Source organism: Streptomyces sp. BI87, assembly GCF_025957665.1.
Taxonomy (GTDB): Bacteria; Actinomycetota; Actinomycetes; order Streptomycetales; family Streptomycetaceae; genus Streptomyces; species Streptomyces albidoflavus.
This window is the reverse complement of record NZ_CP110079.1, coordinates 1,615,567-1,640,781: the sequence shown is the minus strand read 5'-3', so window position 1 is coordinate 1,640,781 and position 25,215 is coordinate 1,615,567. Positions and strand designations below refer to the sequence as shown.

Annotated in this window: 21 protein-coding genes; 10 read left to right on the top strand and 11 right to left on the bottom strand. The window is 73.6% G+C overall.

Annotated features, from left to right (window positions below; genetic code table 11):
• Positions 1-120: 120 nt before the first annotated feature.
• The 3 genes from OIM89_RS06980 to OIM89_RS06970 form a co-directional block, all read right to left on the bottom strand.
• A complete protein-coding gene (locus tag OIM89_RS06980; protein ID WP_175457560.1) occupies positions 121-294 on the bottom strand; it encodes a DUF6191 domain-containing protein in 174 nt (57 codons plus the stop codon).
• A gap of 45 nt (positions 295-339) precedes the next feature.
• Positions 340-1,461, bottom strand: a complete 1,122-nt coding sequence (locus OIM89_RS06975) for a PQQ-dependent sugar dehydrogenase (protein ID WP_030699520.1) — start codon at positions 1,459-1,461, stop codon at positions 340-342.
• 281 nt (positions 1,462-1,742) lie between these two features.
• Positions 1,743-2,750, bottom strand: a complete 1,008-nt coding sequence (locus OIM89_RS06970) for an aldo/keto reductase (protein WP_030699519.1) — start codon at positions 2,748-2,750, stop codon at positions 1,743-1,745.
• A gap of 82 nt (positions 2,751-2,832) precedes the next feature.
• Here OIM89_RS06970 and OIM89_RS06965 point away from each other — a divergent pair, with 82 nt between their 5' ends.
• The 6 genes from OIM89_RS06965 (at position 2,833) to serA (ending at position 13,104) form a co-directional block, all read left to right on the top strand.
• Positions 2,833-3,783: a 2-hydroxyacid dehydrogenase gene (locus OIM89_RS06965; RefSeq protein ID WP_254642473.1), complete on the top strand. Its 951-nt coding sequence runs from the start codon at positions 2,833-2,835 to the stop codon at positions 3,781-3,783.
• 462 nt (positions 3,784-4,245) lie between these two features.
• Positions 4,246-7,311: a putative bifunctional diguanylate cyclase/phosphodiesterase gene (locus OIM89_RS06960; RefSeq protein ID WP_264491073.1), complete on the top strand. Its 3,066-nt coding sequence runs from the start codon at positions 4,246-4,248 to the stop codon at positions 7,309-7,311.
• Positions 7,312-7,571: 260 nt separating this feature from the next.
• The gene (locus OIM89_RS06955) at positions 7,572-9,419 is read left to right on the top strand and encodes an acetolactate synthase large subunit (protein ID WP_030699516.1); all 1,848 of its coding nucleotides are present in this window, start codon (positions 7,572-7,574) and stop codon (positions 9,417-9,419) included.
• 32 nt (positions 9,420-9,451) lie between these two features.
• Positions 9,452-9,976, top strand: a complete 525-nt coding sequence (gene ilvN / locus OIM89_RS06950; RefSeq protein ID WP_003951028.1) for an acetolactate synthase small subunit — start codon at positions 9,452-9,454, stop codon at positions 9,974-9,976.
• A gap of 175 nt (positions 9,977-10,151) precedes the next feature.
• On the top strand, positions 10,152-11,150 hold the full coding sequence (gene ilvC / locus OIM89_RS06945; RefSeq protein ID WP_003951029.1) for a ketol-acid reductoisomerase: 999 nt from the start codon (positions 10,152-10,154) through the stop codon (positions 11,148-11,150).
• Positions 11,151-11,481: 331 nt separating this feature from the next.
• Positions 11,482-13,104: a phosphoglycerate dehydrogenase gene (gene serA, locus OIM89_RS06940; RefSeq protein WP_051727301.1), complete on the top strand. Its 1,623-nt coding sequence runs from the start codon at positions 11,482-11,484 to the stop codon at positions 13,102-13,104.
• Positions 13,105-13,175: 71 nt separating this feature from the next.
• Here serA and OIM89_RS06935 read toward each other — a convergent pair whose 3' ends face one another.
• The 5 genes from OIM89_RS06935 to OIM89_RS06915 form a co-directional block, all read right to left on the bottom strand.
• Positions 13,176-14,042: a putative protein N(5)-glutamine methyltransferase gene (locus tag OIM89_RS06935; protein WP_195730317.1), complete on the bottom strand. Its 867-nt coding sequence runs from the start codon at positions 14,040-14,042 to the stop codon at positions 13,176-13,178.
• A gap of 179 nt (positions 14,043-14,221) precedes the next feature.
• Positions 14,222-15,148, bottom strand: coding sequence for a sterol desaturase family protein (locus OIM89_RS06930; protein ID WP_264491072.1), 927 nt, complete (start codon positions 15,146-15,148; stop codon positions 14,222-14,224).
• A gap of 104 nt (positions 15,149-15,252) precedes the next feature.
• The gene (locus tag OIM89_RS06925; protein ID WP_175457564.1) at positions 15,253-15,891 is read right to left on the bottom strand and encodes a TetR/AcrR family transcriptional regulator; all 639 of its coding nucleotides are present in this window, start codon (positions 15,889-15,891) and stop codon (positions 15,253-15,255) included.
• A gap of 9 nt (positions 15,892-15,900) precedes the next feature.
• On the bottom strand, positions 15,901-16,650 hold the full coding sequence (locus OIM89_RS06920; protein ID WP_257380990.1) for a hypothetical protein: 750 nt from the start codon (positions 16,648-16,650) through the stop codon (positions 15,901-15,903).
• A 94-nt stretch (positions 16,651-16,744) separates the two neighbouring features.
• Entirely contained in the window at positions 16,745-17,968 is a 1,224-nt protein-coding gene (locus OIM89_RS06915) for a PucR family transcriptional regulator (protein WP_047467090.1), read from the bottom strand.
• A gap of 212 nt (positions 17,969-18,180) precedes the next feature.
• Here OIM89_RS06915 and OIM89_RS06910 point away from each other — a divergent pair, with 212 nt between their 5' ends.
• The 3 genes from OIM89_RS06910 to OIM89_RS06900 all read left to right on the top strand — a co-directional run bounded on the left by OIM89_RS06910 (position 18,181) and on the right by OIM89_RS06900 (position 21,700).
• Positions 18,181-19,107: a proline dehydrogenase family protein gene (locus OIM89_RS06910; RefSeq protein ID WP_030699510.1), complete on the top strand. Its 927-nt coding sequence runs from the start codon at positions 18,181-18,183 to the stop codon at positions 19,105-19,107.
• A 49-nt stretch (positions 19,108-19,156) separates the two neighbouring features.
• Positions 19,157-20,788, top strand: coding sequence for an L-glutamate gamma-semialdehyde dehydrogenase (pruA, locus tag OIM89_RS06905; protein WP_030699509.1), 1,632 nt, complete (start codon positions 19,157-19,159; stop codon positions 20,786-20,788).
• Between the two features lie 171 nt (positions 20,789-20,959).
• Positions 20,960-21,700: a tyrosine-protein phosphatase gene (locus OIM89_RS06900; RefSeq protein ID WP_226964450.1), complete on the top strand. Its 741-nt coding sequence runs from the start codon at positions 20,960-20,962 to the stop codon at positions 21,698-21,700.
• 23 nt (positions 21,701-21,723) lie between these two features.
• Here the strand turns inward: OIM89_RS06900 and OIM89_RS06895 are convergent, their stop codons facing one another.
• The 3 genes from OIM89_RS06895 to OIM89_RS06885 are packed head-to-tail and all read right to left on the bottom strand — an operon-like array spanning position 21,724 to position 24,442.
• A complete protein-coding gene (locus OIM89_RS06895) occupies positions 21,724-22,929 on the bottom strand; it encodes a lysophospholipid acyltransferase family protein (protein WP_030699507.1) in 1,206 nt (401 codons plus the stop codon).
• A complete protein-coding gene (locus OIM89_RS06890) occupies positions 22,926-23,789 on the bottom strand; it encodes a phosphatidate cytidylyltransferase (protein ID WP_030699506.1) in 864 nt (287 codons plus the stop codon). The genes OIM89_RS06895 and OIM89_RS06890 overlap by 4 nt, the downstream gene beginning before the upstream one ends.
• The gene (locus tag OIM89_RS06885) at positions 23,786-24,442 is read right to left on the bottom strand and encodes a CDP-alcohol phosphatidyltransferase family protein (protein ID WP_047467086.1); all 657 of its coding nucleotides are present in this window, start codon (positions 24,440-24,442) and stop codon (positions 23,786-23,788) included. Before OIM89_RS06885 ends, OIM89_RS06890 begins: the two co-directional genes overlap by 4 nt.
• Positions 24,443-25,021: 579 nt before the next feature.
• Between OIM89_RS06885 and OIM89_RS06880 the strand changes: the two genes are divergently transcribed.
• Positions 25,022-25,159, top strand: coding sequence for a hypothetical protein (locus tag OIM89_RS06880; RefSeq protein ID WP_023416843.1), 138 nt, complete (start codon positions 25,022-25,024; stop codon positions 25,157-25,159).
• Positions 25,160-25,215 lie beyond the last annotated feature (56 nt).

Sequence of the window (25,215 nt, the reverse complement as noted above, 5' to 3'; positions counted from 1 at the left end):
CCCCGCCCCCTCCCCACCCCAACCCCCACTCCAGGGCAGCCCTCAGCCCCACCTTGGCCCAGGGCCCTGACCTTCAGCCCACCCGCCTCAGGCCCTCAAGCCATCCGCCCCCCCCGCCCCTCACTCCCCCCGTCGCCCAGGCACCCGAATCACCACATGCCCCGAAGCAAGGTCGATCGGCCCCTTGCCGGGGTCGGCCGCGTCGGCGTCGACCCGCGTCAGTTCAAGGCGCTTCTTCTCCTCCGCGGTGTGGCGCCGTCCGGGAGCGAAGAGCTGCTCGATGAGGTTGAACACCTGACCACCTCCATGGCGCGGGCCGCCGGAGCGGCTGGTCCGCGATCAGCGCACCCGCACCTCCAGAATCCGGTCGTCGTCCTTCTCGGGGGAACCCCTGCCGTCTGTCTCGTTGGTCACCACCCACAGCTTGTCGCCGCCCGCGGAGACGACGGTGCGCAGCCGGCCGTAGTCGCCCTCCAGGAACGCCTGGGGCTTGGCCGAGGGCTTGTCGCCGGAGAGCGGGATGCGCCAGAGCCGTTCGCCGCGCAGGCCCGCCATCCACACCGAACCCTCGGCGACGGCGATGCCGCTCGGTGAGGCGTCGGCCGTGCGCCACTGCTCCACGGGGTCGCGGAAGTCGCCGTTCCCGTCGCCCTCGCCCTCCACGTCCGGCCAGCCGTAGTTGCCGTCCTTCTCGATGTGGTTCAGCTCGTCCCAGGTGTCCTGGCCGAACTCCGAGGCCCAGAGCCGGCGGTCCTCGTCCCAGGCCAGCCCCTGGACGTTGCGGTGGCCGTAGGACCAGACGACCGAGTCCTGGTCAGGATTGCCCCGGGCCGGCTCGCCTTCCGGGGTCATCCGAAGGATCTTGCCGCCGAGGGACTTCTTGTCCTGCGCCAGGCCCTTGTCGCCGGTCTCGCCGGTGCCGACGTAGAGCATCTTGTCGGGGCCGAAGGCGATCCGGCCGCCGTTGTGGGTGAAGCCCTTGGGGATGCCCTTGAAGATCGTGCTGGGTGCGGAGAGCCGTTCACCGGCGGGTTTCTTCGGGTCGTACCGCATGGTGGCGATGCGGTTGTCCGAGGCGGTGGTGAAGTAGGCGTACACCAACTGGTCCGTGGCGAAGTCGGGGGAGAGGGCCAGGCCGAGCAGGCCGCCCTCGCCCTCGGCGTCGACCCCGGGCACCTGGCCGGCCTCGCTGGTCTTGCCGGAGTCGCCGTCGACCTGGACGATCTCGCCCTCGTCCCGGGAGGCCACCAGGAGGTTCCCGTCGGGCAGCGGGGCCAGGCCCCAGGGGGACTCCAGGCCGGTCGCGAGGGTGCGGACCACCTCCACCGATCCCTTGTCCGGCGGCGCGTCGGAGGCCGCCGACGGTGATCCGGAACCGGACGGGCTCGCCGAACCCGGTGAGGAGGGCCCGTTCTCCGGCTCGGCGGGGCCCGAGGAGCAGCCTGCCCCCAGGAGAGCCATCGCCACCGCCGCCGTGACCGCTCCCAGCGGGCGGCAGCGCCCGGCCGGCCTCCCCGGCGGCGCCGGGCGGGGCGGGGGTGTGCGGAGGTCGGGCGGAGTGGTCGGCATCTTCGGTCCCTTCACGACGGTGTTGGTTGGTTCCTAACCCGCTGCTCCCGCCGGAATGCGCGAAAGGCTCCGATCAGCCGTGAACTGCGACGTTCTGTCACCGGTTTCTCAGCCTCCCGGGGCATCCGCGGACGTCAACCTCGTGCACCGCGGCGTCCGGCCCGGGCCGAGGCTCAGTCCCACGAGCCCTGCGCCGGCGGCAGCCCGTCGATCTCCGCGAGGTCCCGGGCGGTCAGCCGTAGCCCGGCGGCCGCCGCGTTCTCCGCGACCCAGCGGGCCTGCTTCGCCCCCGGCACCGGCACCACCAGCGGGGACCGCCCCAGCACCCACGCCAGCGCCACCTGCGCCGGGGTCGCGCCGTGCCGCTCCCCGACCCGGCGCAACCCCGCCACCAGCGGCTGGTTGGCGGCCATCATCTCGGCGGTGAACCGGGGATGGCGGGCCCGCAGGTCCTGGGGCTCGAACCCCTCCCCGGGGCGGAGTGTGCCGCTGAGGAAACCGTTCCCCAGCGGCATCGCCGCCATCAGGCCCACGCCGCGCGCGGTGCACCACGGCAGCAGCGTGGCCAGCGCCTCCGGCGACCAGACCGACAGTTCGGCCTGGACGGCGCTGACGGGAAAGACCTGCTGGACCCGCTCCAGCTGGCGAATCGTTCCCGCGTACAGCGCCTCGCCGTCCAGCGGGCCGCCGCCGCGGCGACCGCCCCGCGCACCGACCGCGCACAGTCCCAGCGCGCGCACCTTGCCCGCCGCGACCAGCTCAGCCATCGCGCCCCAGGTCTCCTCCACCGGCACCTCAGGGTCGGCGCGGTGCAGCTGGTACAGGTCGATCACGTCCGTCTGGAGCCGCCGCAGCGAGGCGTCGCACGCCCGCTTCACGTACCCGGGGCGGCCGTTGGCCACGATGTGCTGGTCACCGACGAGCAGACCGCACTTGGTCGACACGAACGCCTCCCGGCGCCGGTCCCGCAACACCCTGCCGAGCAGCAGCTCGTTGGTGAAAGGGCCGTACATGTCGGCCGTGTCCAGCAGCGAGACCCCCGCGTCCAGGGCGGTGTTGAGCGCCCGCAGCGACTCCTCGCCCCGCTGCCGCGAGGCGGCGTACGCCCAGCTCATCGGCATGCATCCGAGCCCCACCGCCCCGACTTCGAGCGCCGTCGCGCCGATCGTCCTGCGCTCCACCTGGCCTGACCCTCCCGCTGCGCCTCCGAGCGACCCCAACGTAACCTCTGGCCCTCCGGGCGGTTCGCATAGCCTCCTGACCATGACTACCGATGTGTGGCTCCCGTTCGCACCCGAGGAGATCCCGGGCCTTCCGTCCGCCGCCGATCACGGCCTGACCTACCGTTTCTGGGACGGCGGCGACACCTTCCCCGCCGATCCCGCCGACTGCGCCTTCTACGTCGTCCCCTATCTGAAGGGCGCGGAGATCGCCGTGCGCCCCCTGGCAGGGATGGCCCGGGCCGAGGTCGTGCAGACGCTCTCCGCCGGCGTCGACCACGTCCAGGCCGGGATGGCGCAGCTCCACCCCGGCGTGCGCCTGTGCAACGCGCGCTCCGTCCACGAGGCGAGCACCGCCGAGCTGGCCCTCGCCCTGATACTGGCCTCGCTGCGCGGCATCCCCCGCTTCGTCGAGGGCCAGCGCCAGGAGGAGTGGCGCTCCGGCTTCTACCCCGCGCTCGCCGACAAGACCGTCCTGATCGTCGGCTACGGCTCGATCGGCTCGGCGATCGAAGACCGGCTCGCGCCCTTCGAGTGCGCGCGGGTGCTGCGCGTCGCGCGCTCCGCCCGTGACACGGAGCGCGGCCCGGTGCATCCGCTCGCCGAACTGCCCTCCCTGCTGCCCCAGGCGGACGTGGTGGTGCTCTCCACGCCGTTGACCGAGGCCACCCGGGGGCTGGCCGACGCCGACTTCCTCGCCCGCATGCGGGACGGCGCCCTCCTCGTCAACGTCGCGCGCGGCCCCGTCGTGGACACCAAGGCGCTCCTCGCCGAGGTGGAGAGCGGCCGGCTGACCGCCGCCCTGGACGTGACCGACCCCGAACCGCTGCCCGCGGGTCACCCGCTGTGGCACGCTCCGGGAGTGCTCATCAGCCCCCACGTGGGCGGCTCGACGTCCGCGTTCCTGCCGCGCGCCAAGCGGCTGCTGGCCCGTCAGCTGACCCGCTGGACGGCGGGCGAGCCGCTCGACAACGTGGTGCACACGACCACCTGACCCCCCGCGCGGAACCCGATGTTCCGCTCACCGCTCCGCCGCGTGGCAGGGTTGCCACCGGCACGTGCGGGCGGGACGGGGCCCCTTGCCCGGAGGGCGCGCCCTGCCGGGCAAGGGCTCCCGAGAGCCCCGAACGGCCACGCTCCGCAGCGAATCGGGCGCTACGGGTGGTCAACAGCCACGTTCGGTCACTGTATGTAGGTGACCCCTGTCCCTGAGTGACCATCCTGGTGTATCGTCGCGGCAGGGGTGGCGCCAGGACGACAGGCGCCAGGGGAGAGAAAGCCAAGAACCGCGAGGGGGGCGACGGATGCTGTACGGCCCAGACACCCATGACGGCCCAGACACCCATGATCCGACGCGACACCGGACCACCCGGTCCCACGGGCGCCGCCGAGGCGGCCGGCCGCGCCCGCCGGAGCTCCTGCCCGTCGGCCGTCCGCTCCGCCGGGGAGCCCTCCGGTGACCGGCCCCGGGGTCATGCCCGCCGCGCCGCCCGCCCCGCCGGCGGCCACCGGCCCGGAGCCCGCCCGCGGCCCGGCCGGCTCAGGAGTCCTCGGCCAGCTCCTCCTCGCCCTCGTCTGCGGCGGGTACGCCGTCGGCGCCGTCCTCGGCTGGGGCTCCCCCCGGCTCTCCATGGCGATGGGTGACTTCGGCCTGAGCATCGCCGCAGGGGTCGCCGCCGTCTCCTGCTTCCTCTACGCCCGCACCCGCGGCAGCCGCTTCCGGCCCGCCTGGGTCCTCTTCGGGATCTCCTCCGCCATGGCCTCCCTGGGGAACGCCGCCTGGGGCTGGTACGAGGTGATCCTCGACACCGAGGTCCCGACCCCGAGCATCGCCGACCTCTTCTTCCTCTGCTTCGCGCCGCCCGCCGTCGTCGGCCTGCTCGTCCTCGCCAAGCGCCCCGTCACCCGCGCGGGCTGGGTCTGCCTCGCTCTCGACTCCTGGCTCATCGGCGGCTCCCTGCTGACCCTCGCCTGGTCGCTGGCGCTCGCCCACACCGCCGACATCGAGGGCGGCAGCGTCTCCTACGCCGCGCTCAACCTCGCCTATCCGCTGCTCGACATCGCGCTCGTCAGCATGATCCTGGCGCTCCACTTCCGGCGCTCCTCGGCCGGGCGCTCCGCGCTCAACACCGCCATCGGCGCCCTCGCCCTGACGGTGCTCTGCGACGCGCTGTTCACCTCGCCGCTGCTGCACAGCAGCTACCGTTCCGGCCAGATCCTGGACGCCGGATGGTTCGCCGGCTCGCTGCTGCTCGCCTACGCCCCGTGGGTCGGCCGCCACCGCGAGAGCGAGCGGGGCGCCCCGGAGGAGCCCTCGGCCCAGGACGCCCGGCCCGGCGCCGTCCGCCCCGCCGGCCACCCGGCGATCGCCGCGCACGACCGCACCAGCCCGATCTCCGGCTCGCTCGCCGCCCTGACGCCCTACCTCGCGGCCGCCGTCTGCACCCTCGGCATCCTCTACAACGTGGTCAACGGCCGCAGCGTCGACCGCGTCGTCCTGGTCACCGCCTGCACGGTCGTCCTCGCCCTCGTCGTACGGCAGGGCATCATGCTCATCGACAACATCACCCTCACCCGCGAACTCGCCCACCAGGAGAACCACTTCCGCTCCCTGGTGCAGGGCTCCAGCGACGTCATCATGATCGCCGACCCCAGCGGCACCCTGCGCTACGTCAGCCCTGCCGCCTCCGGAGTCTACGGCCGCGACGCCTCCGAGCTGGAGGACACCGAGCTCTCCGCCCACATCCACCCCGGCGACCTCGGCCGCGTGGTCCACGAGGTACGCCGCTTCCTCGCCGCCGACCCGGCGGTCGAGCCCACCACCCGCATCGAGTGCCGCTTCCAGTCCGGCCGGGGCACGTGGCTCAACGTCGAGTCCACCGTCAACCGCCACCAGGGCGGCCTCATCTTCAACAGCCGCGACGTCACCGAACGCGTCCGCCTCCAGGCGCAGTTACAGCACAGCGCCGAGCACGACCCGCTCACCGACCTGCCCAACCGCGCCCTGTTCACCCGCCGCGTCAGCCAGGCCCTGTCCGGCCGCCGCAGCAGTGACCGCGGCGCCGCCGTCCTCTTCATCGACCTGGACGGCTTCAAGGCGGTCAACGACACCATCGGCCACCAGGCCGGTGACGAACTCCTCGTCCACGCCGCCCGCCGCCTCGACGAGGCCGTCCGCGCCGGGGACACCGCCGCCCGCCTCGGTGGCGACGAGTTCGCCGCCCTCATCCTCGGCGACACCGGCGAGGACCGCGCCGCCCGCGAAGGCCACATCCAGGAACTCGCCGACCGCCTCCGCAAACACCTCTCCGAGCCCTACGCCATCGACGGCAACGATGTCCGCGTCGCCGCCAGCATCGGCGTCGCCTTCGCCGAACCCGGCCAGAACGCCGGAGAACTCCTGCGCAACGCCGACCTCGCCATGTACCGCGCCAAGGCCGCCGGCAAGGACCGGGTCGTGCTCTACGCCCCGCAGATGCAGGCCGATGTCGTCCGCAAGGCAGAACTGGCCTCCCGGCTGCGCTCCGCGCTCAACGCCGGCGAGTTCGCCCTGCTCCACCAGCCCGTCGTCGACCTCGCCACCGGCAAGGTCGCCGCCGTCGCCGCGCAGGCCCGCTGGCGCTCCGGCCAGGGCATACTCTTCACCCCGGCCGAGTTCCTCCGCGTCGCGGACAACGGTGACCGGGCCGCCGAGCTCGGTCGCTGGACCCTGGAGCAGGCCATCGCACAGGCCGCCGAACGCCACCGCTCCGGCCATGCCGCACCCGTCGTCGTCCGCCTCGGCGCCCGCCGCCTGCTCGACCGCGCGGCACCGCCGTACGCGGTCGAGGCGCTGCTGACCCGTTACGGGCTGCCCTCCGGCGGCCTCGTCCTGGAGCTGGCCGACAGCGACAGCGAGGTCCCGCAGGATGCCTTGGAGCAGCGCCTCACCGTGCTGCGCCGGCTCGGTGTCCGGATCGCCCTGGACGGGTTCGGCGGCGGTCACGCGGCCGCCGACGCCCTGCGGCGGCTCCCGGTGGACATACTCAAACTCGACCGGAGCCTGGTCGAAGGGGTCGTCGAGTCGGCCCGCCAGCACAAGATCACCGCGGGTGTCCTGCGGATCGCCGCGGACCTCGGCCTCCAGACCGTGGCCGAGGGTGTCGACCGGCCCGAGCAGGTGGTGGCACTGCGGGCGATGGGCTGTACCCACGCCCAGGGCATGGCCTTCGCCGGCCATCTCGACGAGTACCGCCTGCGCCGCACCCTCACCCACGGCACCTACGCGCTGCCCGCCGGCCCGGTGGTGCCCGCCCCGCTGGGGCCGCCGCACGCCGCCCTCGTCCCCGCCGCCACCGCCGCCACCGCCGCCACCGGCGGCTCCGGGGGCGCCGGGAGCGAGCCGCCCGGTGCGGGCGGCGGTGCGAGCCTGGTCACACGGCGCGGCGCCCCGGCCGTGGTCGCCCAGGCAGCGGCGGCGGGGATGCCGCGTGGCCCCCGCTCCGTCGGCCCACATCATGAGACTCCTGTCCCACCTACTTGACAGTCACCGCACGGCGGGGAGAGGGTCAGTGCCATGCGCACCCGAATTCTCGTACTTGGAAAGCGCGTCGGCTGAAGCCAGGACATCCGTCCGGCGAACGTATCCGACGCGCTCCCCTCGCTTGCCACCTGGCACGAGGGGTTTTTTGTTGCACAGGTGACCCCAAAAGCCCGCAAAGAACCCGCGGGGCAAGGGGGAGAAACCCGTACAGAACCGCCTAGAACCCGCACACACCCTCAGCTTCGAGAAGAGACACGCAGATGACCGAGCAGGCCACCGGGGCTCATCCGACGCCGCGGCCCCGTTCCTCCGGACCGCAGTCCGCGCCCGTCGAGCACGTCACGGGTGCGCAGTCCCTCATTCGCTCTCTTGAGGAAGTCGGCGCCGACACCGTGTTCGGCATTCCGGGCGGTGCGATCCTCCCGGCGTACGACCCGATGATGGACTCCACCCGGGTCCGTCACGTGCTGGTCCGCCACGAGCAGGGCGCGGGTCACGCGGCCACCGGATACGCCCAGGCCACCGGCCGGGTCGGGGTCTGCATGGCCACCTCGGGTCCCGGTGCCACCAACCTCGTCACCCCGATCGCCGACGCCCACATGGACTCCGTCCCGCTGGTCGCGATCACCGGCCAGGTCGCCGCCAAGTCGATCGGTACGGACGCCTTCCAGGAGGCGGACATCTGCGGCATCACCATGCCGATCACCAAGCACAACTTCCTGGTCACCAAGGCCGAGGACATCCCGCACACCATCGCCGAGGCCTTCCACATCGCCTCCACCGGCCGCCCCGGGCCCGTCCTCGTCGACATCGCCAAGGACGCCCTCCAGGCGAAGACCACCTTCAGCTGGCCCCCGCAGACGGACCTGCCCGGCTACCGCCCGGTCACCAAGCCGCACGCCAAGCAGATCCGCGAGGCCGCCAAGCTCATCACCGCCGCCCGGCGCCCCGTGCTGTACGTCGGCGGCGGGGTCGTCAAGGCCGGGGCCACCGCCGAGCTGAAGGTCCTCGCCGAGCTGACCGGCGCCCCGGTCACCACCACCCTGATGGCGCTCGGCGCCTTCCCCGACAGTCACCCGCAGCACGTCGGGATGCCGGGCATGCACGGTGCGGTCACCGCCGTCACCGCGCTCCAGAAGGCCGACCTGATCGTCGCCCTCGGCGCCCGCTTCGACGACCGCGTCACCGGAAAGCTCGACAGCTTCGCCCCGTACGCCAAGATCGTCCACGCCGACATCGACCCGGCCGAGATCGGCAAGAACCGTGCCGCCGACGTGCCGATCGTCGGGGACGCCCGCGAGGTCATCGCCGACCTCGTCCTGGCCGTCCAGGCCGAGCACACCGAGGGCCGCACCGGCGACTACACCGCCTGGTGGAAGGATCTCGACCGCTGGCGCGACACCTACCCGCTCGGCTACGACCAGCCCGAGAACGGCATGCTGGCCCCCCAGGCGGTCATCGAGCGCATCGGACAGCTCGCCCCCGACAACACCGTCTTCGCCGCCGGCGTCGGCCAGCACCAGATGTGGTCCGCCCACTTCATCGACTACGAGCAGCCCGCCACCTGGCTCAACTCCGGCGGCGCCGGGACCATGGGGTACGCCGTTCCGGCCGCCATGGGCGCCAAGGCCGGCCGGCCCGACGCCACCGTCTGGGCCATCGACGGCGACGGCTGCTTCCAGATGACCAACCAGGAACTGACCACCTGCGCGCTGAACAACATCCCGATCAAGGTCGCCATCATCAACAACGGCGCCCTCGGCATGGTCCGCCAGTGGCAGACCCTCTTCTACAACCAGCGCTACTCCAACACCGTCCTGCACGCCGGTCCCGAGGGCGCCGACCAGCCCAACACCGGCACCCGCGTTCCCGACTTCGTCAAGCTCGCCGAGGCCATGGGCTGCGTCGCGATGCGCTGCGAGTCGCCGGACGAGCTGGACGCGGTCATCGCCAAGGCCAACGCCATCAACGACCGGCCCGTCGTCGTCGACTTCATCGTCCACGAGGACGCCATGGTCTGGCCGATGGTCGCCGCCGGCACCTCCAACGACGAGGTCATGGCCGCCCGGGGCGTCCGCCCCGACTTCGGCGACAACGAAGACGACTGAGCCGCGCCGAACGCAGAGAGAGAACGACGTCCATGACCAAGCACACCCTCTCCGTCCTGGTCGAGAACAAGCCCGGTGTCCTCGCCCGGATCACCGCCCTGTTCTCGCGCCGCGGCTTCAACATCGACTCGCTCGCCGTCGGCACCACCGAACACCCCGACATCTCCCGCATCACCATCGTGGTCAATGTCGAATCACTCCCGCTGGAACAGGTCACCAAGCAGCTCAACAAGCTGGTCAACGTCCTGAAGATCGTCGAGCTGGAACCCGGCTCGGCCATCCACCGCGAACTCGTCCTCGCCAAGGTCCGCGCGGACAACGAGACCCGCTCGCAGATCGTCGAGATCGTCCAGCTCTTCCGCGCGAAGACGGTGGACGTCTCCCCGGAGGCCGTCACCATCGAGGCCACCGGCTCCAGCGACAAACTGGAGGCCATGCTGCGGATGCTGGAACCCTTCGGCATCAAGGAACTCGTCCAGTCCGGCACCATCGCCGTCGGCCGCGGCTCGCGCTCCATCACGGACCGCTCGCTGCGCGCGCTGGACCGCAGCGCGTAACGGGCGCCGCGCGCCGCGCACATCGGCGCGCGCGCCCCGCGCGCATCCCCGCGAGGACACCTCTCGTTCGCCCGGTACGGGCGGCCCCGCCGCCCGCATCGCGAGACCCGGACACGTCCACCACCCCGCCCGCCGTACGGTGGGACGCATCATCAGCACACCAAGGAGATTCCCAGTGGCCGAGCTGTTCTACGACGACGACGCCGACCTGTCCATCATCCAGGGCCGCAAGGTCGCGGTCCTCGGCTACGGCAGCCAGGGGCACGCCCACGCGCTGTCGCTGCGCGACTCGGGCGTCGACGTCCGGGTCGGCCTCCACGAGGGCTCCAAGTCCAAGGCCAAGGCCGAGGAGCAGGGCCTGCGCGTGGTGACGCCCGCCGAGGCCGCCGCCGAGGCCGACGTCATCATGATCCTCGTCCCGGACCCGATCCAGGCGAAGGTCTACGAGGAGTCCGTCAAGGACAACCTCAAGGACGGCGACGCCCTCTTCTTCGGGCACGGCTTCAACATCCGCTTCGGCTTCATCCAGCCCCCGGCCGGCGTCGACGTCTGCATGGTCGCCCCCAAGGGCCCGGGCCACCTGGTCCGCCGCCAGTACGAGGAAGGCCGCGGCGTGCCCTGCATCGTCGCCGTCGAGCAGGACGCCACGGGCAACGGCTTCGCGCTCGCCCTGTCGTACGCGAAGGCCATCGGCGGCACCCGCGCCGGTGTCATCAAGACGACCTTCACCGAGGAGACCGAGACCGACCTCTTCGGCGAGCAGGCCGTCCTCTGCGGTGGCACCTCCGCCCTGGTGAAGGCCGGCTTCGAGACCCTCGTCGAGGCGGGCTACCAGCCGGAGATCGCCTACTTCGAGTGCCTGCACGAGCTGAAGCTCATCGTCGACCTCATGTACGAGGGCGGCCTGGAGAAGATGCGCTGGTCCATCTCGGAGACCGCCGAGTGGGGCGACTACGTCACCGGCCCGCGGATCATCACCGACGCCACCAAGGCCGAGATGAAGAAGGTCCTCGCCGACATCCAGGACGGCACCTTCGCCAACAACTGGATGGCCGAGTACCAGGCCGGCCTGCCCAAGTACAACGAGTACAAGAAGGCCGACGAGAACCACCTCCTGGAGACCACGGGACGTGAGCTGCGCAAGCTCATGAGCTGGGTCGACGAGGAGGCGTAAGCCCTCGGCGGGGGCGGGCCGGGACTCTCCGGCCCGCTCCCGCGTACGCCGGTGCGGGCCCGCTCGCACCGGCGCGGCGCACCGGCGTACGGTGGTGCCGCGTGCCGTTCCCGTCCGCCGGGAACGGCTTGCCGGAGTGTGCGCGGGACGCCGTCGGCGGTTCGGACAGGATGTCCAGCCTCGTACGGGTGATCCTTCCGCTCAGGCGGGTCGGCGACCACCCCGGCACCACTACACTGCACGGACATACGCGTTTGCAGGCCCACAGCGTCGTGCGTCTCTCCACGCGGCTACCCTCCACCGCATGCGGCCGTCGGGACGGCCGTCCGCAATGGGACTTGTGAGGACTCACGTGAGCTCGAACCCCGCCAAACCGGTCGTACTCATCGCTGAAGAACTGTCGCCGGCCACCGTCGACGCGCTGGGCCCGGACTTCGAGATCCGCCAGTGCAACGGCGCCGACCGAGGCGAGCTGCTCTCCGCCATCACCGATGTCGACGCGATCCTCGTCCGCTCCGCCACCAAGGTCGACGCCGAAGCCATCGCCGCCGCCAAGAAGCTGAAGGTCGTCGCCCGCGCCGGCGTCGGCCTGGACAACGTCGACGTCTCCGCCGCCACCAAGGCCGGCGTGATGGTCGTCAACGCCCCCACCTCCAACATCGTCACCGCCGCCGAGCTGGCCTGCGGCCTGATCGTCGCCACCGCCCGCAACATCCCGCAGGCGAACACGGCGCTCAAGAACGGCGAGTGGAAGCGCTCCAAGTACACCGGTGTGGAGCTGGCCGAGAAGACCCTCGGTGTCGTCGGCCTCGGCCGCATCGGCGTGCTGGTCGCCCAGCGCATGTCGGCCTTCGGCATGAAGATCGTCGCGTACGACCCCTTCGTGCAGCCCGCGCGGGCAGCGCAGATGGGCGTCAAGCTGCTGAGCCTGGACGAGCTGCTGGAGGTCGCGGACTTCATCACCGTCCACCTCCCGAAGACGCCGGAGACCCTCGGGCTCATCGGCGACGAGGCGCTGCACAAGGTGAAGCCCTCGGTCCGCATCGTCAACGCCGCGCGCGGCGGGATCGTCGACGAGGAGGCCCTCGCCTCCGCCCTCAAGGAGGGCCGCGTCGCGGGCGCCGGACTCGACGTGTACGCGAAGGAGCCCTGCACGGACTCCCCGCTCTTCCAGTTCGACCAGGTCGTCGCCACCCCGCACCTCGGCGCCTCCACCGATGAGGCGCAGGAGAAGGCCGGTATCGCGGTGGCCCGCTCGGTCCGCCTCGCCCTCGCCGGCGAGCTGGTCCCCGACGCGGTCAACGTCCAGGGCGGCGTGATCGCCGAGGACGTCCGCCCGGGCCTGCCGCTCGCCGAGAAGCTCGGCCGCATCTTCACCTCGCTCGCCGGCGAGGTCGCCACGCGTCTCGACGTCGAGGTGTACGGCGAGATCACCCAGCACGACGTGAAGGTGCTGGAACTCAGCGCCCTCAAGGGTGTCTTCGAGGACGTCGTCGACGAGACCGTCAGCTACGTCAACGCCCCGCTCTTCGCGCAGGAGCGCGGTGTCGAGGTGCGGCTGACCACCAGCAGCGAGTCGCCCGACCACCGCAACGTGGTCACCGTGCGCGGCACCCTCACCGGAGGCCAGGAGGTCTCGGTCTCCGGCACGCTGGCCGGGCCCAAGCACCTCCAGAAGATCGTCGCCATCGGCGAGCACGACGTGGACCTCTCCCTCGCCGACCACATGGTCGTCCTGCGGTACGAGGACCGTCCCGGTGTCGTCGGCACCGTCGGCCGCGTCCTCGGCGAGTCCGGCGTCAACATCGGCGGCATGCAGGTCTCCCGCGCCACCGTCGGCGGCGAGGCGCTCGCCGTGCTGACCGTGGACGACACCGTCTCGCAGACCGTTCTCACCGAACTGGCCGACGAGATCGGCGCGTCGGTGGCCCGCTCGGTCGACCTCAGCGACTGACCGCACCCCGCAGCAGAACGCCCGCAGGGCCCGTACCGCCTCGGTGGTACGGGCCCTGCGGCGTGCGGTGGTCAGGCGGGGCGGGTGCCGGTGAGGACGGTGGCGGCGCGTTCCTCGTCGTGATGGAGGGCCGGGGTCAGACCCGCCGCTGCCAGCACCTCGCGGGCGGTCTCGGCCTGCCGTCCGGTCGTCTCCACCAGCAGGGTGCCGCCCGGGGCGAGCCACTCCGGAGCCCCTGCGGCGACCCGCCGCAGCACCGCCAGGCCGTCGTCGCCGCCGTCGAGGGCGACCCGGGGTTCGTGGGTGCGGGCCTCGGCGGGCAGCAGGGGAAGGCCGGCGGTCGGCACGTAGGGGACGTTGGCGACGAGGACGGCGACCCGGCCGCGCAGGGCGGCGGGGAGCGCCGCGTACAGGTCGCCCTCGTGGACCTCGCCCGCGCCCGCCAGGTTGCGGCGGGCCCAGCCGGCCGCGACCGGATCGATGTCGGCGGCGTGCACCTCGGCGTGGCGGCCCGAGGCGGCGAGCGCCGCGGCGGCCGCGCCCGAGCCGCAGCACAGGTCGACGGCGACCGGGACGGGGCCCGGGGCGCGGGCGAGCAGGTCGCGAGCGAGGGCGAGCAGGAACTCGGTGCGGCGCCGGGGCACGAAGACGCCGGGCCCGACCGCGATCCGCAGCCCCGCGAACTCGGCCCAGCCGACGACGTGTTCCAGCGGGTGTCCGGCGGCCCGCCGTTCCACCAGCCGGTCGAGTGCGGCGAGGCCGTCGCCCCCGCCGGAGGCGGCCGCCTCGGCCAGCAGGGCCGCCTCCTCCTCGGCGAAGACGCAGCCGGCGGCGCGCAGGCGGACGGTCGCGGCCGCGACGGCGGCGGGCGGGAGGGAGGCGGGCGGAACGAAAGCGTCCGCGCCGAGGGGTGAAGAAGTGCCGGGAGAGGGAGACATGACAGCCTTTCGGAAGCCTTCGGTGTGCTTCCGCGCGGCTCTAGCGGCGTGAGGCCGACGGTGAGACGGACGGGAACACCCGGTGGATACGCACGGGGATCGGTCTCACCTCCTCGGTCGGGGCCCGAAACGGGCTGCGCCACCGTACCACCGGGGCGCGGCCCGGGCGGGGGAGAACTTCAGCTCCCCCCGGCCGGCGCGAGCGACCCGCCGTCCTCGGCCCCGGCCGGGGGCGAGGGCTTCCACCCCGGCGGCCGGAAGACGTAGCCGAGCTTGTCGCGCAGGCGGAGGGCCGAGCGGACGTCGGCGAGGATGTTGCCGTACTCGTGGTACTGGAGCTTGAAGACGTTGTACGTGTCCACGGGCTTGGTCAGGCCGTAGGTGGGGCGGTGCGTCTCCTCCTGGAAGGTGCCGAAGAGGCGGTCCCAGACGATGAGGATGCCGCCGTAGTTCTTGTCCAGGTACTCCGGGTCGCTGGCGTGGTGGACGCGGTGGTGCGAGGGGGTGTTGAGGACGGACTCGACGGGGCGGGGGAGCTTGCCGACCGCCTCGGTGTGGGTGAAGAACTGGTAGATGAGGTTGAAGGAGAAGGCCACGTAGATGGTCCACGGGGCGAAGCCGAGCAGCGGGAGCGGTGCCCAGAAGATCGCCTCGGACCAGGGGTTCCACTTCTGGCGGACGGCGGTGGTGAGGTTGAAGTACTCGCTGGAGTGGTGCGCCTGGTGGCCCGCCCAGCCGATCCGCACCCGGTGAGAGAAGCGGTGGTTGGTGTACCAGGCGAGGTCCACGGCGACCAGCAGCAGGACCCAGCTCCACCAGGTGTCGGTGGGCAGGTGCCAGGGCGCGAGGGCCGCGTAGAGGTAGACGAAGAGGACCAGGGTCGCCGCCTTCAGCACGGCGGTGGAGACGAGCGAGCCCATGCCCATCACCAGGTTGGTGCGGGAGTCGGGCCACGAATGGCCCTTCGGGCGGTCCGCTCCGGGCGCGCGGCGTTCGGTGCGGTCCAGCAGTGCGAACGAGGCGAGTTCGATGCCCGCGAACAGGGCGAAGAACGGGGTGGCGTAGAGCAACGGGGTGTTGATCACGTCCCACAGGTCGGACAGCATCGCGGCTCCTCGGGGTCGGCCCGTCGGGAATTGACTCGTGGGTAAGTTACTCAGAGGTCAATTCGCGGTCAATGGTTCGCGCGGAACGGGGAGGAGCGGTCGGGTCAGGAGTGGGGGCCCAGGACGATGTGGAGCATCCGGGCGGCGCGGGCCGCCATGTCGGCAGCCGTCTGCTCGGGGTGGTCCAGCCACCACTGGACGATCGCGGTCACCGCGTGCTGCCACACCGCGCTCAGCAGGTCGTGGTCGAGCGGGTCGTCGTCACCCGCCGCCCGCAGGATCTCCGCCGTGCCGACCGCGCCCATCCCGGCCAGCCGCTCGCGGTACTTCGCCGCCGCCGCGTACGCCGCGCCGCCCTCGGGCAGCGTCGTGTCGTGCACCACCGACCAGGCCCGGCGGCAGTGGTCCAGCACCGAGAAGATCGCCGCCAGCGTGTCCAGCGCCCTGGCCTCGGCGGTGGTCGCGGTCTGGGCCGCCTCCACCTCGCTCACCAGCAGGCTCCCCGCGTAGTGGGCGCTCGCGGCGGCCAGGCCGTCCTTCGAGGTGAAGTAGGTGTAGATCAGCGGCTTGGAGATCCCGGCCCGCTCCGCGACGGCCGCCACCGAGGCCCGCGCGTACCCCTGCGTCCCGAACTCCTCGACGGCGAGCCGCACGATCTGCCGCTCGCGGTCGGCGCGGGCCACGCCCTTGGTGCCGGTCCTGGTCCTGCTCTCGGTTCGGGGGGTGGGGCGCGCGCTGGTCACGGGGGGAGCCTACCGAGGGGCCGGTCCGGGGCGTGCCGGTGTGTCAGGCGGAGGGGCGAGCGGCGGCGGCCACCACGTCGTACGCGCGGCCGTGCACCTCGTACCCGCCCAGCACCGCCATGCCGAACCCGTCGACGTGCACCTTCCGGGACGCCTCGTTGGCCCGCTCGATGAAGGCCACACCGCCTCGGCCCGGGGCGCGGCCGCCCGCAGCGCCGCCTCGTACGGCCCCCGCGCCACGCCCTTGCCCCGGTGCCCGGCTCCGACGACGACGGGGCCGTACAGCAGCCGGCGTGTGTCGCTCGGCGGGCGCCCCTCCCAGGTCGGCCGGTCCTGCGCGGCCAGGAGCACCGCGACGGGCGGCGGCGGGTCCGGTACGTCGCCGGGCGCGGCCAGGCAGACGAGCCCCGCGAGTCCGCCGGCGTCCTCCGCGACCAGGACGTTCCCCGCCCCGGCCATCGCCCGCAGGGCCGCCTCGCCGAAGGAGCCCTGCACGAAACCCTGCTCGACGCGTTGCCGCTCGGTGAGGGCGTCGTGGCGGTTGGCCTCCAAGGGGCTGGTCCAGGCGAAGAGTGGCCCGCGTGGGAACAACTCGACCACGTGGCCGGGAGCGCGTTCCAGGACGTGACAGGGAAGACGGACGACGACTTCCACGAGGCTCTGGACGCTCTCCGCGTCGAGGATCTCGAACCGGGAGAGCCGGTCGGCGAGCAGTGGGACGCGCGTGGCGATGAGGGGGCAGCACGTCGTCTGCCGCACCTGGCCAAGGCGTTTCCCCCGGGTGAGGGGGCTTAGCGGATCGTCGTCCACGAGGTGGGACCGCTGGTGCGACGTGTCGCGGACCCCGGTGCCGTCACAACCGTGCCGCCTTCAGCGCCATGTGGAGCAGGAGGCGGTCCTCACCGTCGTCGAGGTCGAGGCCGGTGAGTTGTTCGACGCGGGAGAGGCGGTAGTAGAGGGTCTGGCGGTGGACGCCGAGGGCGGCGGCGGTGCGGCCCGCCTGGCCCGCGTGGTCGAGGTAGGTCTCGGCGGTGCGGGCCAGTTCCCGGTGCGCCCCCGTCAGCAGCGGGGCGGTGGCGGGGTCGGCGGCGGTCGGGGCCGAGAGGGCGGTCAGCAGACGGTACGGGCCGAGGGCCGACCAGTGGGCGACGGGGCCGAGCCTCGGTTCGGCGTGGGCGGCGCGTGCCGCGGCCAGCGCCTCGCGCCAGGCGCGGGCCGTCTGGGCCATGCCGGTGCGCGGCGTGCCCACCCCGGCGGCGGCCGCGCCGGAGAGCGCGCGCAGGCGCTCGGCGGCGGTCTCGGCGGGGCCGAGCGCGCCCGGCGTACGCAGCCGGACCAGGGCGGCGAGGACCGCCGGGGCGGGCGCGGGGGAGTCGGGCTCGTCGCGCGGGCCGGCCGCTCCCGGGGCGGCGGGCGCACCGAACGCCGCCTCGCTCCCCGGCGGCGCGGGCAGGACGCAGAGGGCCGCCGCGCCGGGCAGGCGCCCCACGCCGGGCGGCTCGTCGAAGGGCCAGGGGCCGACGCAGACCACCGCGTGCAGCCGGTCGGCCTCGGAGCCGAGGGCGGCGCGCAGTGCGGCGTGCGCCTGGTCGTGCTGCCAGCCGGGCGCGGCGGTCAGCACCGCCCGGAACTCGCGGGTGACGTCCTCCCCGGCGGAGGCCTCGTCGGCCATGAGGGTGCCGATGCGGGCGGTGACCGCCATCGCCGCGTCCAGCTGCCCGGACGAGGGGCGCGGGTCGGTGTCCAGCAGCCAGACGTAGCCGCGCACGATGCCCCGATGGCGTACCGGCAGGCAGATCCGGCCGCGCAGTACGCCCGCCTCCGGGGAGGCCGGGATGTGCACGGGGCCGGTGGCGCGGGCGATGCCGTACGCCTCGAACCAGGCGCGGACCTGGGCGGTGGAGCGGCGGGTGAGGATCGAGCGGGTGCGGACCGGGTCCAGGGCGGTGGTGTCCAGGTCGCCGCCGCCCTCGTGGGAGCCGAAGGCGATCAGCTCGAAGTCCCGGTTCTCCAGCGTGGCCGGGGCGCCGAGCAGCTCGGAGATCTCGTCGACCAGGTCCTGGTAGTCGCTGCGCACGCTCCCATTGTGACCCGGCGCGCGCCCCGCTTCATACATATGTCTGAGATCGCGGCCACGGATGCGTGACAGCTGTAGATGGCAGGCGGGCAGCGGCATCCTTAGATTCAGGGTGGTTGAACATGCTGTTCCCGATGTGCCCCGTACGCCCCACAAGGGCCGGAGTGCGGGCCGGGACGGCCCATCTCTCGTGCAAGTTGTGGAGGTGCCCGATGCTGGGTCCCGTGATCCTCGCCGCGTCGCGCAGCGACAAAATGCGCCGCCTCGTGTCGGCCGCCCCCGTCACCAAGCAGGTCGTCGACCGGTTCATCCCCGGTGAGACGGTCGACGCCGTCGTGCCGATCGTGCAGGAGGCCGTGGCGAGCGGCCTGGAGCTGACCATGGACGTGGTCGGCGAGGACATCACCACGCCCGAGCAGGCCGCCGCCGCCCGCGACGCCTACCTGGAGCTGATCGACCGCCTCAAGGTCCTCGGCCACGGCACCAAGGCCGAGATGTCGGTGAAGCTCTCGATGTTCGGCCAAGCGCTGGAGAACGGCCACGAGCTGGCCCTCGCCAACGTGCGCCCCGTCGTCGAGGCCGCCGCCGCGATCGGCACCACCGTGACCCTCGACGCCGAGGACCACACCACCCTCGACTCGATGTTCGCCATCCACGAGGAGCTGCGGAAGGACTTCCCGCAGACCGGCTGCGTCATCCAGTCGTACCTCTTCCGCACCGAGGACGACGCCCGCCGCCTGGCCGCCGCCGGCAGCCGCGTCCGCCTCGTCAAGGGCGCCTACAAGGAGCCCGCTTCGGTCGCCTACCAGGACAAGGCCGACATCGACAAGGCGTACGTCCGTGTGCTGCGCATCCTCATGGAGGGCGACGGCTACCCGATGGTCGGCTCGCACGACCCGCGGCTGGTCGCCATCGCGCAGGAGCTGGCCCACCGCGCGGGCCGCAAGCTCGACGACTACGAGTTCCAGATGCTGTACGGCATCCGCAGCGACGAGCACCACCGCCTCGCCGCCGAGGGCCACCGCATGCGGGTCTACACCGCGTACGGCACCGACTGGTACGGCTACTTCATGCGGCGCCTCGCCGAGAAGCCCGCCAACCTCCTCTTCTTCTTCCGCTCGATGCTCACCAAGGGCTGAGTCCCTCCCGACGGCAGATCCCAACCGCACCAAAGGAGTCACGAGACCCATGGACGCAGTGACCAAGGTCCCCACCCCGGTCAACGAGCCGGTCCACGGCTACGCCCCCGGTTCCCCCGAGCGTGCCCGTCTGGAGGCCAAGCTCAAGGAGCTGGCCGAGAACCCCATCGAGCTGCCGATGACCATCGGCGGCGTCAAGCGCCTCGGCGCCGGTGAGAAGTTCCAGGTCGTCCAGCCCCACAACCACCAGGCCGTCCTCGGCACCGGCGCCAACGCCACCGAGCAGGACGCCCAGGACGCCGTGGACGCGGCCCTCGCCGCCGCCCCGGCCTGGCGCGCCATGTCCTTCGACGACCGCGCCGCGATCATCCTGCGCGCCGCCGAGCTGCTGTCGGGCCCCTGGCGCGAGACGCTGGCCGCCTCCACCATGCTCGGCCAGTCGAAGACCGCCCAGCAGGCCGAGATCGACACCCCCTGCGAGCTCATCGACTTCTGGCGTTTCAACGTGCACTACGCGCGCCAGATCCTCGCCGAGCAGCCCCCGGCCAACTCCCAGGGCGTGTGGAACCGCATGGACCACCGCCCGCTGGAGGGCTTCGTCTACGCGATCACGCCGTTCAACTTCACGGCCATCGCCGCCAACCTGCCGACCGCGCCCGCGCTGATGGGCAACGTCGTCGTGTGGAAGCCGTCCCCGACGCAGACCCACGCCGCCGTGCTGCTCATGCAGCTCCTGGAGGAGGCCGGGCTGCCCAAGGGCGTCATCAACCTGGTCACCGGCGACGGTCTCGCCGTCTCCGAGGTCGCCCTGGGCCACCGCGACCTGGCCGGCATCCACTTCACCGGCTCCACCAAGACCTTCCAGCACCTGTGGAAGACGGTCGGCAACAACATCGAGAAGTACCGCACGTACCCGCGTCTCGTCGGCGAGACCGGCGGCAAGGACTTCGTCGTCGCCCACCCGAGCGCCGACCCGGCGATCCTCAAGACCGCCCTGACCCGCGGCTCCTTCGAGTTCCAGGGCCAGAAGTGCTCGGCCTCCTCGCGCGCCTACGTTCCGGCCTCGATCTGGAACAACGGCTTCAAGGAGGAGTTCGCGGCCGAGGTCGACGCCATCGCCATGGGTGACGTCACCGACCTGTCGAACTTCATCGGCGCCGTCATCGACGAGCGGTCCTTCGCCAAGAACAAGGCCGCCATCGACCGCGCCGCCGCCGACCCGACCTGCACGATCATCGCGGGCGGCACGTACGACGACTCGGTCGGCTACTTCGTCCGCCCGACCGTCATCGCGTGCACGGACCCCGAGAACGAGGTCTTCACCACCGAGTACTTCGGTCCGATCCTCGCCGTCCACGTCTACGAGGACGACCAGTACGACGCCATGCTCGACCAGATGGAGTCCGTCTCGGACTACGCGCTGACCGGTTCGGTCATCGCCAACGACCGTGCCGCCGCCGCGTACACGATGGACAAGCTGCGCTACGCCGCCGGCAACTTCTACATCAACGACAAGTCGACCGGCGCCGTCGTCGGCCAGCAGCCCTTCGGCGGCGGCCGCGCCTCCGGCACCAACGACAAGGCCGGTGCCCCGCAGAACCTGATGCGCTGGACGCTGACCCGCGCCATCAAGGAGACGCTGGTCCCGCCGACCGACTACCGCTACCCCCACATGGGCTGACCTCCGCCCGCCGGGCCGCCGCCCCACGCGGCGGTCCCCCCGTGCTCCGCCCCCGCCCGGTTCCCCCCGACCGGCCGGGGGCGGTGTCATGTCCGGCGCCGGCACCTTCTACGCTGCGGCTGTCCGGGCGCCGCCACGGGCCGCCCGGTGACGAGGGAGGGGACCCCCGCCATGGCCGCCGCCGCGCCGCCCGATCCGCACGCCCGCCGCCACCTCACCTGGGACGGCTGCCTCAACGTCCGCGACCTCGGCGGCCTCGGCCGCCACACCGACGGCGCCTTCGTCCGCGCCGACTCCGTCGAGAAGCTCACCGCCGCCGGCTGGGCCGCCGCCCACGCCCACGGCGTACGCACCGTCCTCGACCTGCGCAACGACGACGAACAAGGCGCCGACGCCGCGCTGCGCCCCGAGGGGATCACCACCGTGCGCCTCCCGCTGGAGGACGTCGCGGACACCGCCTTCTGGGAGCCCTGGTTCACCGACTGGCGCTGGGGTACCCCCCTGCACTACCGGCCGTTCCTCGGCCACTTCCCCGAGCGCGTCGCCGCCACCGCCGAGGCCCTCGCCGCCGCCGCGCCGGGCGGCGTCGCCTTCCACTGCGCCACCGGACGCGACCGCACCGGCCTCGTCTCCCTGCTCCTCCTCTCCCTCGCCGGCGCCACCCCCGAGGAGATCGCCGCCGACTACGCCCTCAGCGAGGAGCGGATGACCCCCGTCTTCACCACCATGGGCCGCGCCGAGGAGGCCGCCCAGCTGGCCGCCGCCTACCGGTCCCACGCCACCAGCCCCTACGCCGAGATGCTCAAGGTCGCCCGCTGGTTCGACGGCGCCGCCTACCTGGCCGCCGCCGGGGTGCCCGGGACGACTGTCGCGGCGCTCCGGGCCCGGGCCACGGGGCAGCCCCCGGGCTGACACCGGAGCCGGGGTACGCCGCCTCACGCCCAGCCCCGCACGATCAGCCCCAGCCCCACCGCGAAACCGCCGCCCAGCAGCACCAGGTACACCCCGTACAGCCGCCGCAGCCGGTGCAGCAGAAACCCGAGAAGGCCGAACGCGGCGCCCACGCCCAGCGTCCGGGCGCCGCGCGCGGCCGTGCTGTGCGCCAGCCACGCCCCGGTGTCCGTCCCGGCGCGGCCCGCCTCGGCGGCGTACACCTTGAAGGGAACGCCGTTCCAGGGCTGGGCGTGGACCGCCCGGGCGCCGTCGCGCTCCAGCGTCACGCGGGCCTCGCTCCGCATCCGGTCCGTGGTCAGCGGCGCGGGCAGCTCCGCGCCGGCCGCCGCCAGGTGCAGCGCCAGCAGACCGCCCGCCACGCTCCCGGCGAGCGCCGCCAGCGACACCCGCAGCGCCGACCGGGGCACCGCCACGCAGACGACGCCCAGCAGCAGCTCCGGCATCAGCGGCCAGCTCAACGCCTCCGCGCACGCCCACACGAAGGCCAGCAGCGGTCCCCGCCGGGCGACCAGCGCCGCCACCCGCCGCCGCACGGCCGAGTCCCGCAGCGGCTCGGCGACGGTACGGGCGTGCAGCGCGGCCACCGCCGCACGGGCCTCCTCCGGTTCCGCCGACGGGCCGAGCGGGGTGCCGACGCGGACCCGCACCAGCGCCGGGCGGAGCCGGCCGTGCTTGGGCAGCAGCCGCCCCGTCCCCGCGATGCCCACCGGCACCACCGGTACGCCCGCCTGACGGGCCAGCAGCAGCGCCCCCCGGTGGAAGGTGCCGAGCCGTCCGTCGCCCCCGCCCCGTGTCCCCTCGGGGAAGAGCACCACGGCGCGGCCCGCCCGCAGTTCCGCCGCGCGCTCCAGCAGGTCCCCGAGGCCGCCCCCGGTGCGCCGTACCGGGAAGCCCGCCGCCAGCCGCCCGCAGATCCGGCGCCGCCACGGCGAGGCGAACCAGTAGTCGGCGGCGGCGCCGATCAGCGGGGCGTGCCGTGCGTCGAGCGTGGCGAGGAGCGCCGCGGTGTCGGCGTGCGAGGTGTGGTTGGCGACCACCACGCACCCGCCGGGCGGCAGCGCCCCGCGCCGCTCCACCCCGCCGGTCAGCGTCAGCACGCACCACCACAGGAGGCGACGGAGCAGGGCGCCCGCCCGGGGCACGGGGCGCGCGGTGCGGGGCGCCGCCTCGGGCGTGGCCGCGCTCACGCCGCCACCACCAGGGCCAGGGCGAGCGCGACGAGCAGCGAGTCGATCCGGTCGAGCAGCCCGCCGAACCCGGGCAGCCAGCTCCCCGCGTCCTTCACCCCTGCCTCCCGCTTCACCATCGACTCCAGCAGGTCCCCGAAGACGCACCCGCCGAGCGCCGCCGCCCACAGCCCCGGCGACCACGCCCCGAGCGCCGCCAGCACCGCACCCGTCGCCGCCGCCGCGCCCGCCACCCCGGCCCAGGTCTTCGCCGGGGAGAGCGGCGAGAGCGGCCGGGCCAGTGGCCCCCGGCGGCCCAGCGCCGTCCCGCCGCACCACGCGCCCACGTCCCCGAACGACACCGCCACACCCACCGCCAGCGCCGCAGGGCCCAGCAGGACCAGGCCGCACAGCGCCACCGGTATCCACAGCAGCCCGAAGACCGTCCGCCCCGCCCGGGTGAACCCCCGCTCCGCGTCCCCGCCCAGCAGCGCCGGCAGGGCGGCCGCGACCAGCAGCAGCGCCGCCGCCTGGAGGCCGAGCCGCTCCGGGGCCCGCCACGCGAGCAGCGGCAGCAGCAGGGCCGCGCCGGTCAGCACCGCCCACTCACCCCGGCCCAGCCCCGCCAGCCGCGCGTACTCGGCGACCGCGACCACCCCGAGCCCGGCGGCCAGTGCGAACGCCCCCGGCGGCCCGGCGAGGAACGCCCCGAGGAAGAGCGGCGCGGCCAGCACCCAGGTACGCCACCGGCGCCGCAGCTCCGCCCGGAGCCGTACCCGGGCCGGGAGCGCGGCGACGGCGACCCCGCCGAGGCCCAGCGCGCCGCCGACCACCGGGACGGCGCGGGCGAGCAGCTCCGTGGTGGCGAGGGCGGCGGTCATCGGGTGCCCCCGGTGGCGGCGGCCGACGGGACGGCGGAGGGCGGCGTGGCCCCGTACGGGGCGCTCGCGGCGCGGTCCGCCGCGCCCAGCTCCCGCCACAGGCGTACCCCGCGCAGCAGAGCGGTGGCGGCGGAGCCGACGGCGATCACCGCGAGGACCGGGGCGTACCAGCCGGTGGCCGCGGCCACGACGGCGAGCAGGCAGCGTTCGGTCTTGCCGGCCGGGCCGCCGTTGAGCCGGGGTGCCCCGGCCGCCGCCCCCGCCAGCGAGACCCAGGAGGGCAGCGTCGCGGCGCAGGCCGCCAGGGCGACCAGCCAGCCCGGTGCCACCGCCCAGAACGCCGCGATCACCAGGAGGTCGGCGGCCCGGTCGCCCGCCTCGTTGAGGAGCGCGCCGCGCCGGGTGGAGCGGCCGGTGTCGCGGGCCAGCGCCCCGTCGAGGTTGGCGCAGGCCAGCCGCGCCGCCAGCAGGAGCGCGACGGGGGCGGCGGCCCACCCCGACGGGAGCAGGGCGAGGGCCCCGCCGGCGGCCGCGGCGGCGGCGACGCCCGCGGCGGTGAGGGCGTCGGGGGAGACCCGGCGCCGGGCGAGCGCGCCGCGCACCCCGGACAGCCGGTCCGCGTACCAGGGCTTCAGTGCGTAGAGGCCGTTCATGGCTCCGACTCTGGCGGCGGGGCGCGGGCGCCGGAACGGTGCGCGTACTCAGAGGCTCTGAGTACGCCCGCCGGGGTCGACGGCGCGTCGGCGGGGGAGCGGTGTGGGCTGTGCCACCCGGTCGGCGCAGGCCGCTCCGGCAAGCGGAAACCCGGCGTGAGCTGGCGCGCAAGGGGCGCGGAGGCGGCTCACGGGGGGCGCGTTCGGACGAAGCCGTCTCAGATAGTAGGAAGCCCGAGTAACTGTGGAGACAGAAGCGGGCCGCAGGTCTAGCTTTGTAGGAGCCGAACGTCTCGCTGGAACCAGCGAATGACGGGTGTGCCTCCGCGCCCCGAGCAGGCAATCCCTGCTGGCCCGGAGCCCCGTCCCTCCCGGCGCCCGACCTCCCGCGCGATCCCTCGGCGGCCGCCCATCCGGCCGCCCGGCCCGGTCGCGGGGTTCAGGCCACCCGTTCCGGACGCGGTCCGCCGTGTCACGGGCCGGAGCGGCCGCCCGTTCCCCAGGTCCAGCGCCCTCCGCCGATCCCGGCGAAACCGTCCGGTGCCCCAGTGATCCCAGCGATCTGCAAGGAGTCTCCCCATGTCCGCAGAGACGACCTCCGCCGCCCGCCGCTCCCGCCGCGCCCACCGGGCCACCGAGACCGACCGCCGCAACGCCGCCGCCGCACTCCAGCGTGCCCTGGACCGTCGCGACAACGGCGGCTCGACCGGTCACTGAGCCACCCCACCGCGCCCGCCCGGCCCCACGGCCACGGGCGGGCGCGTGTGTCCGCA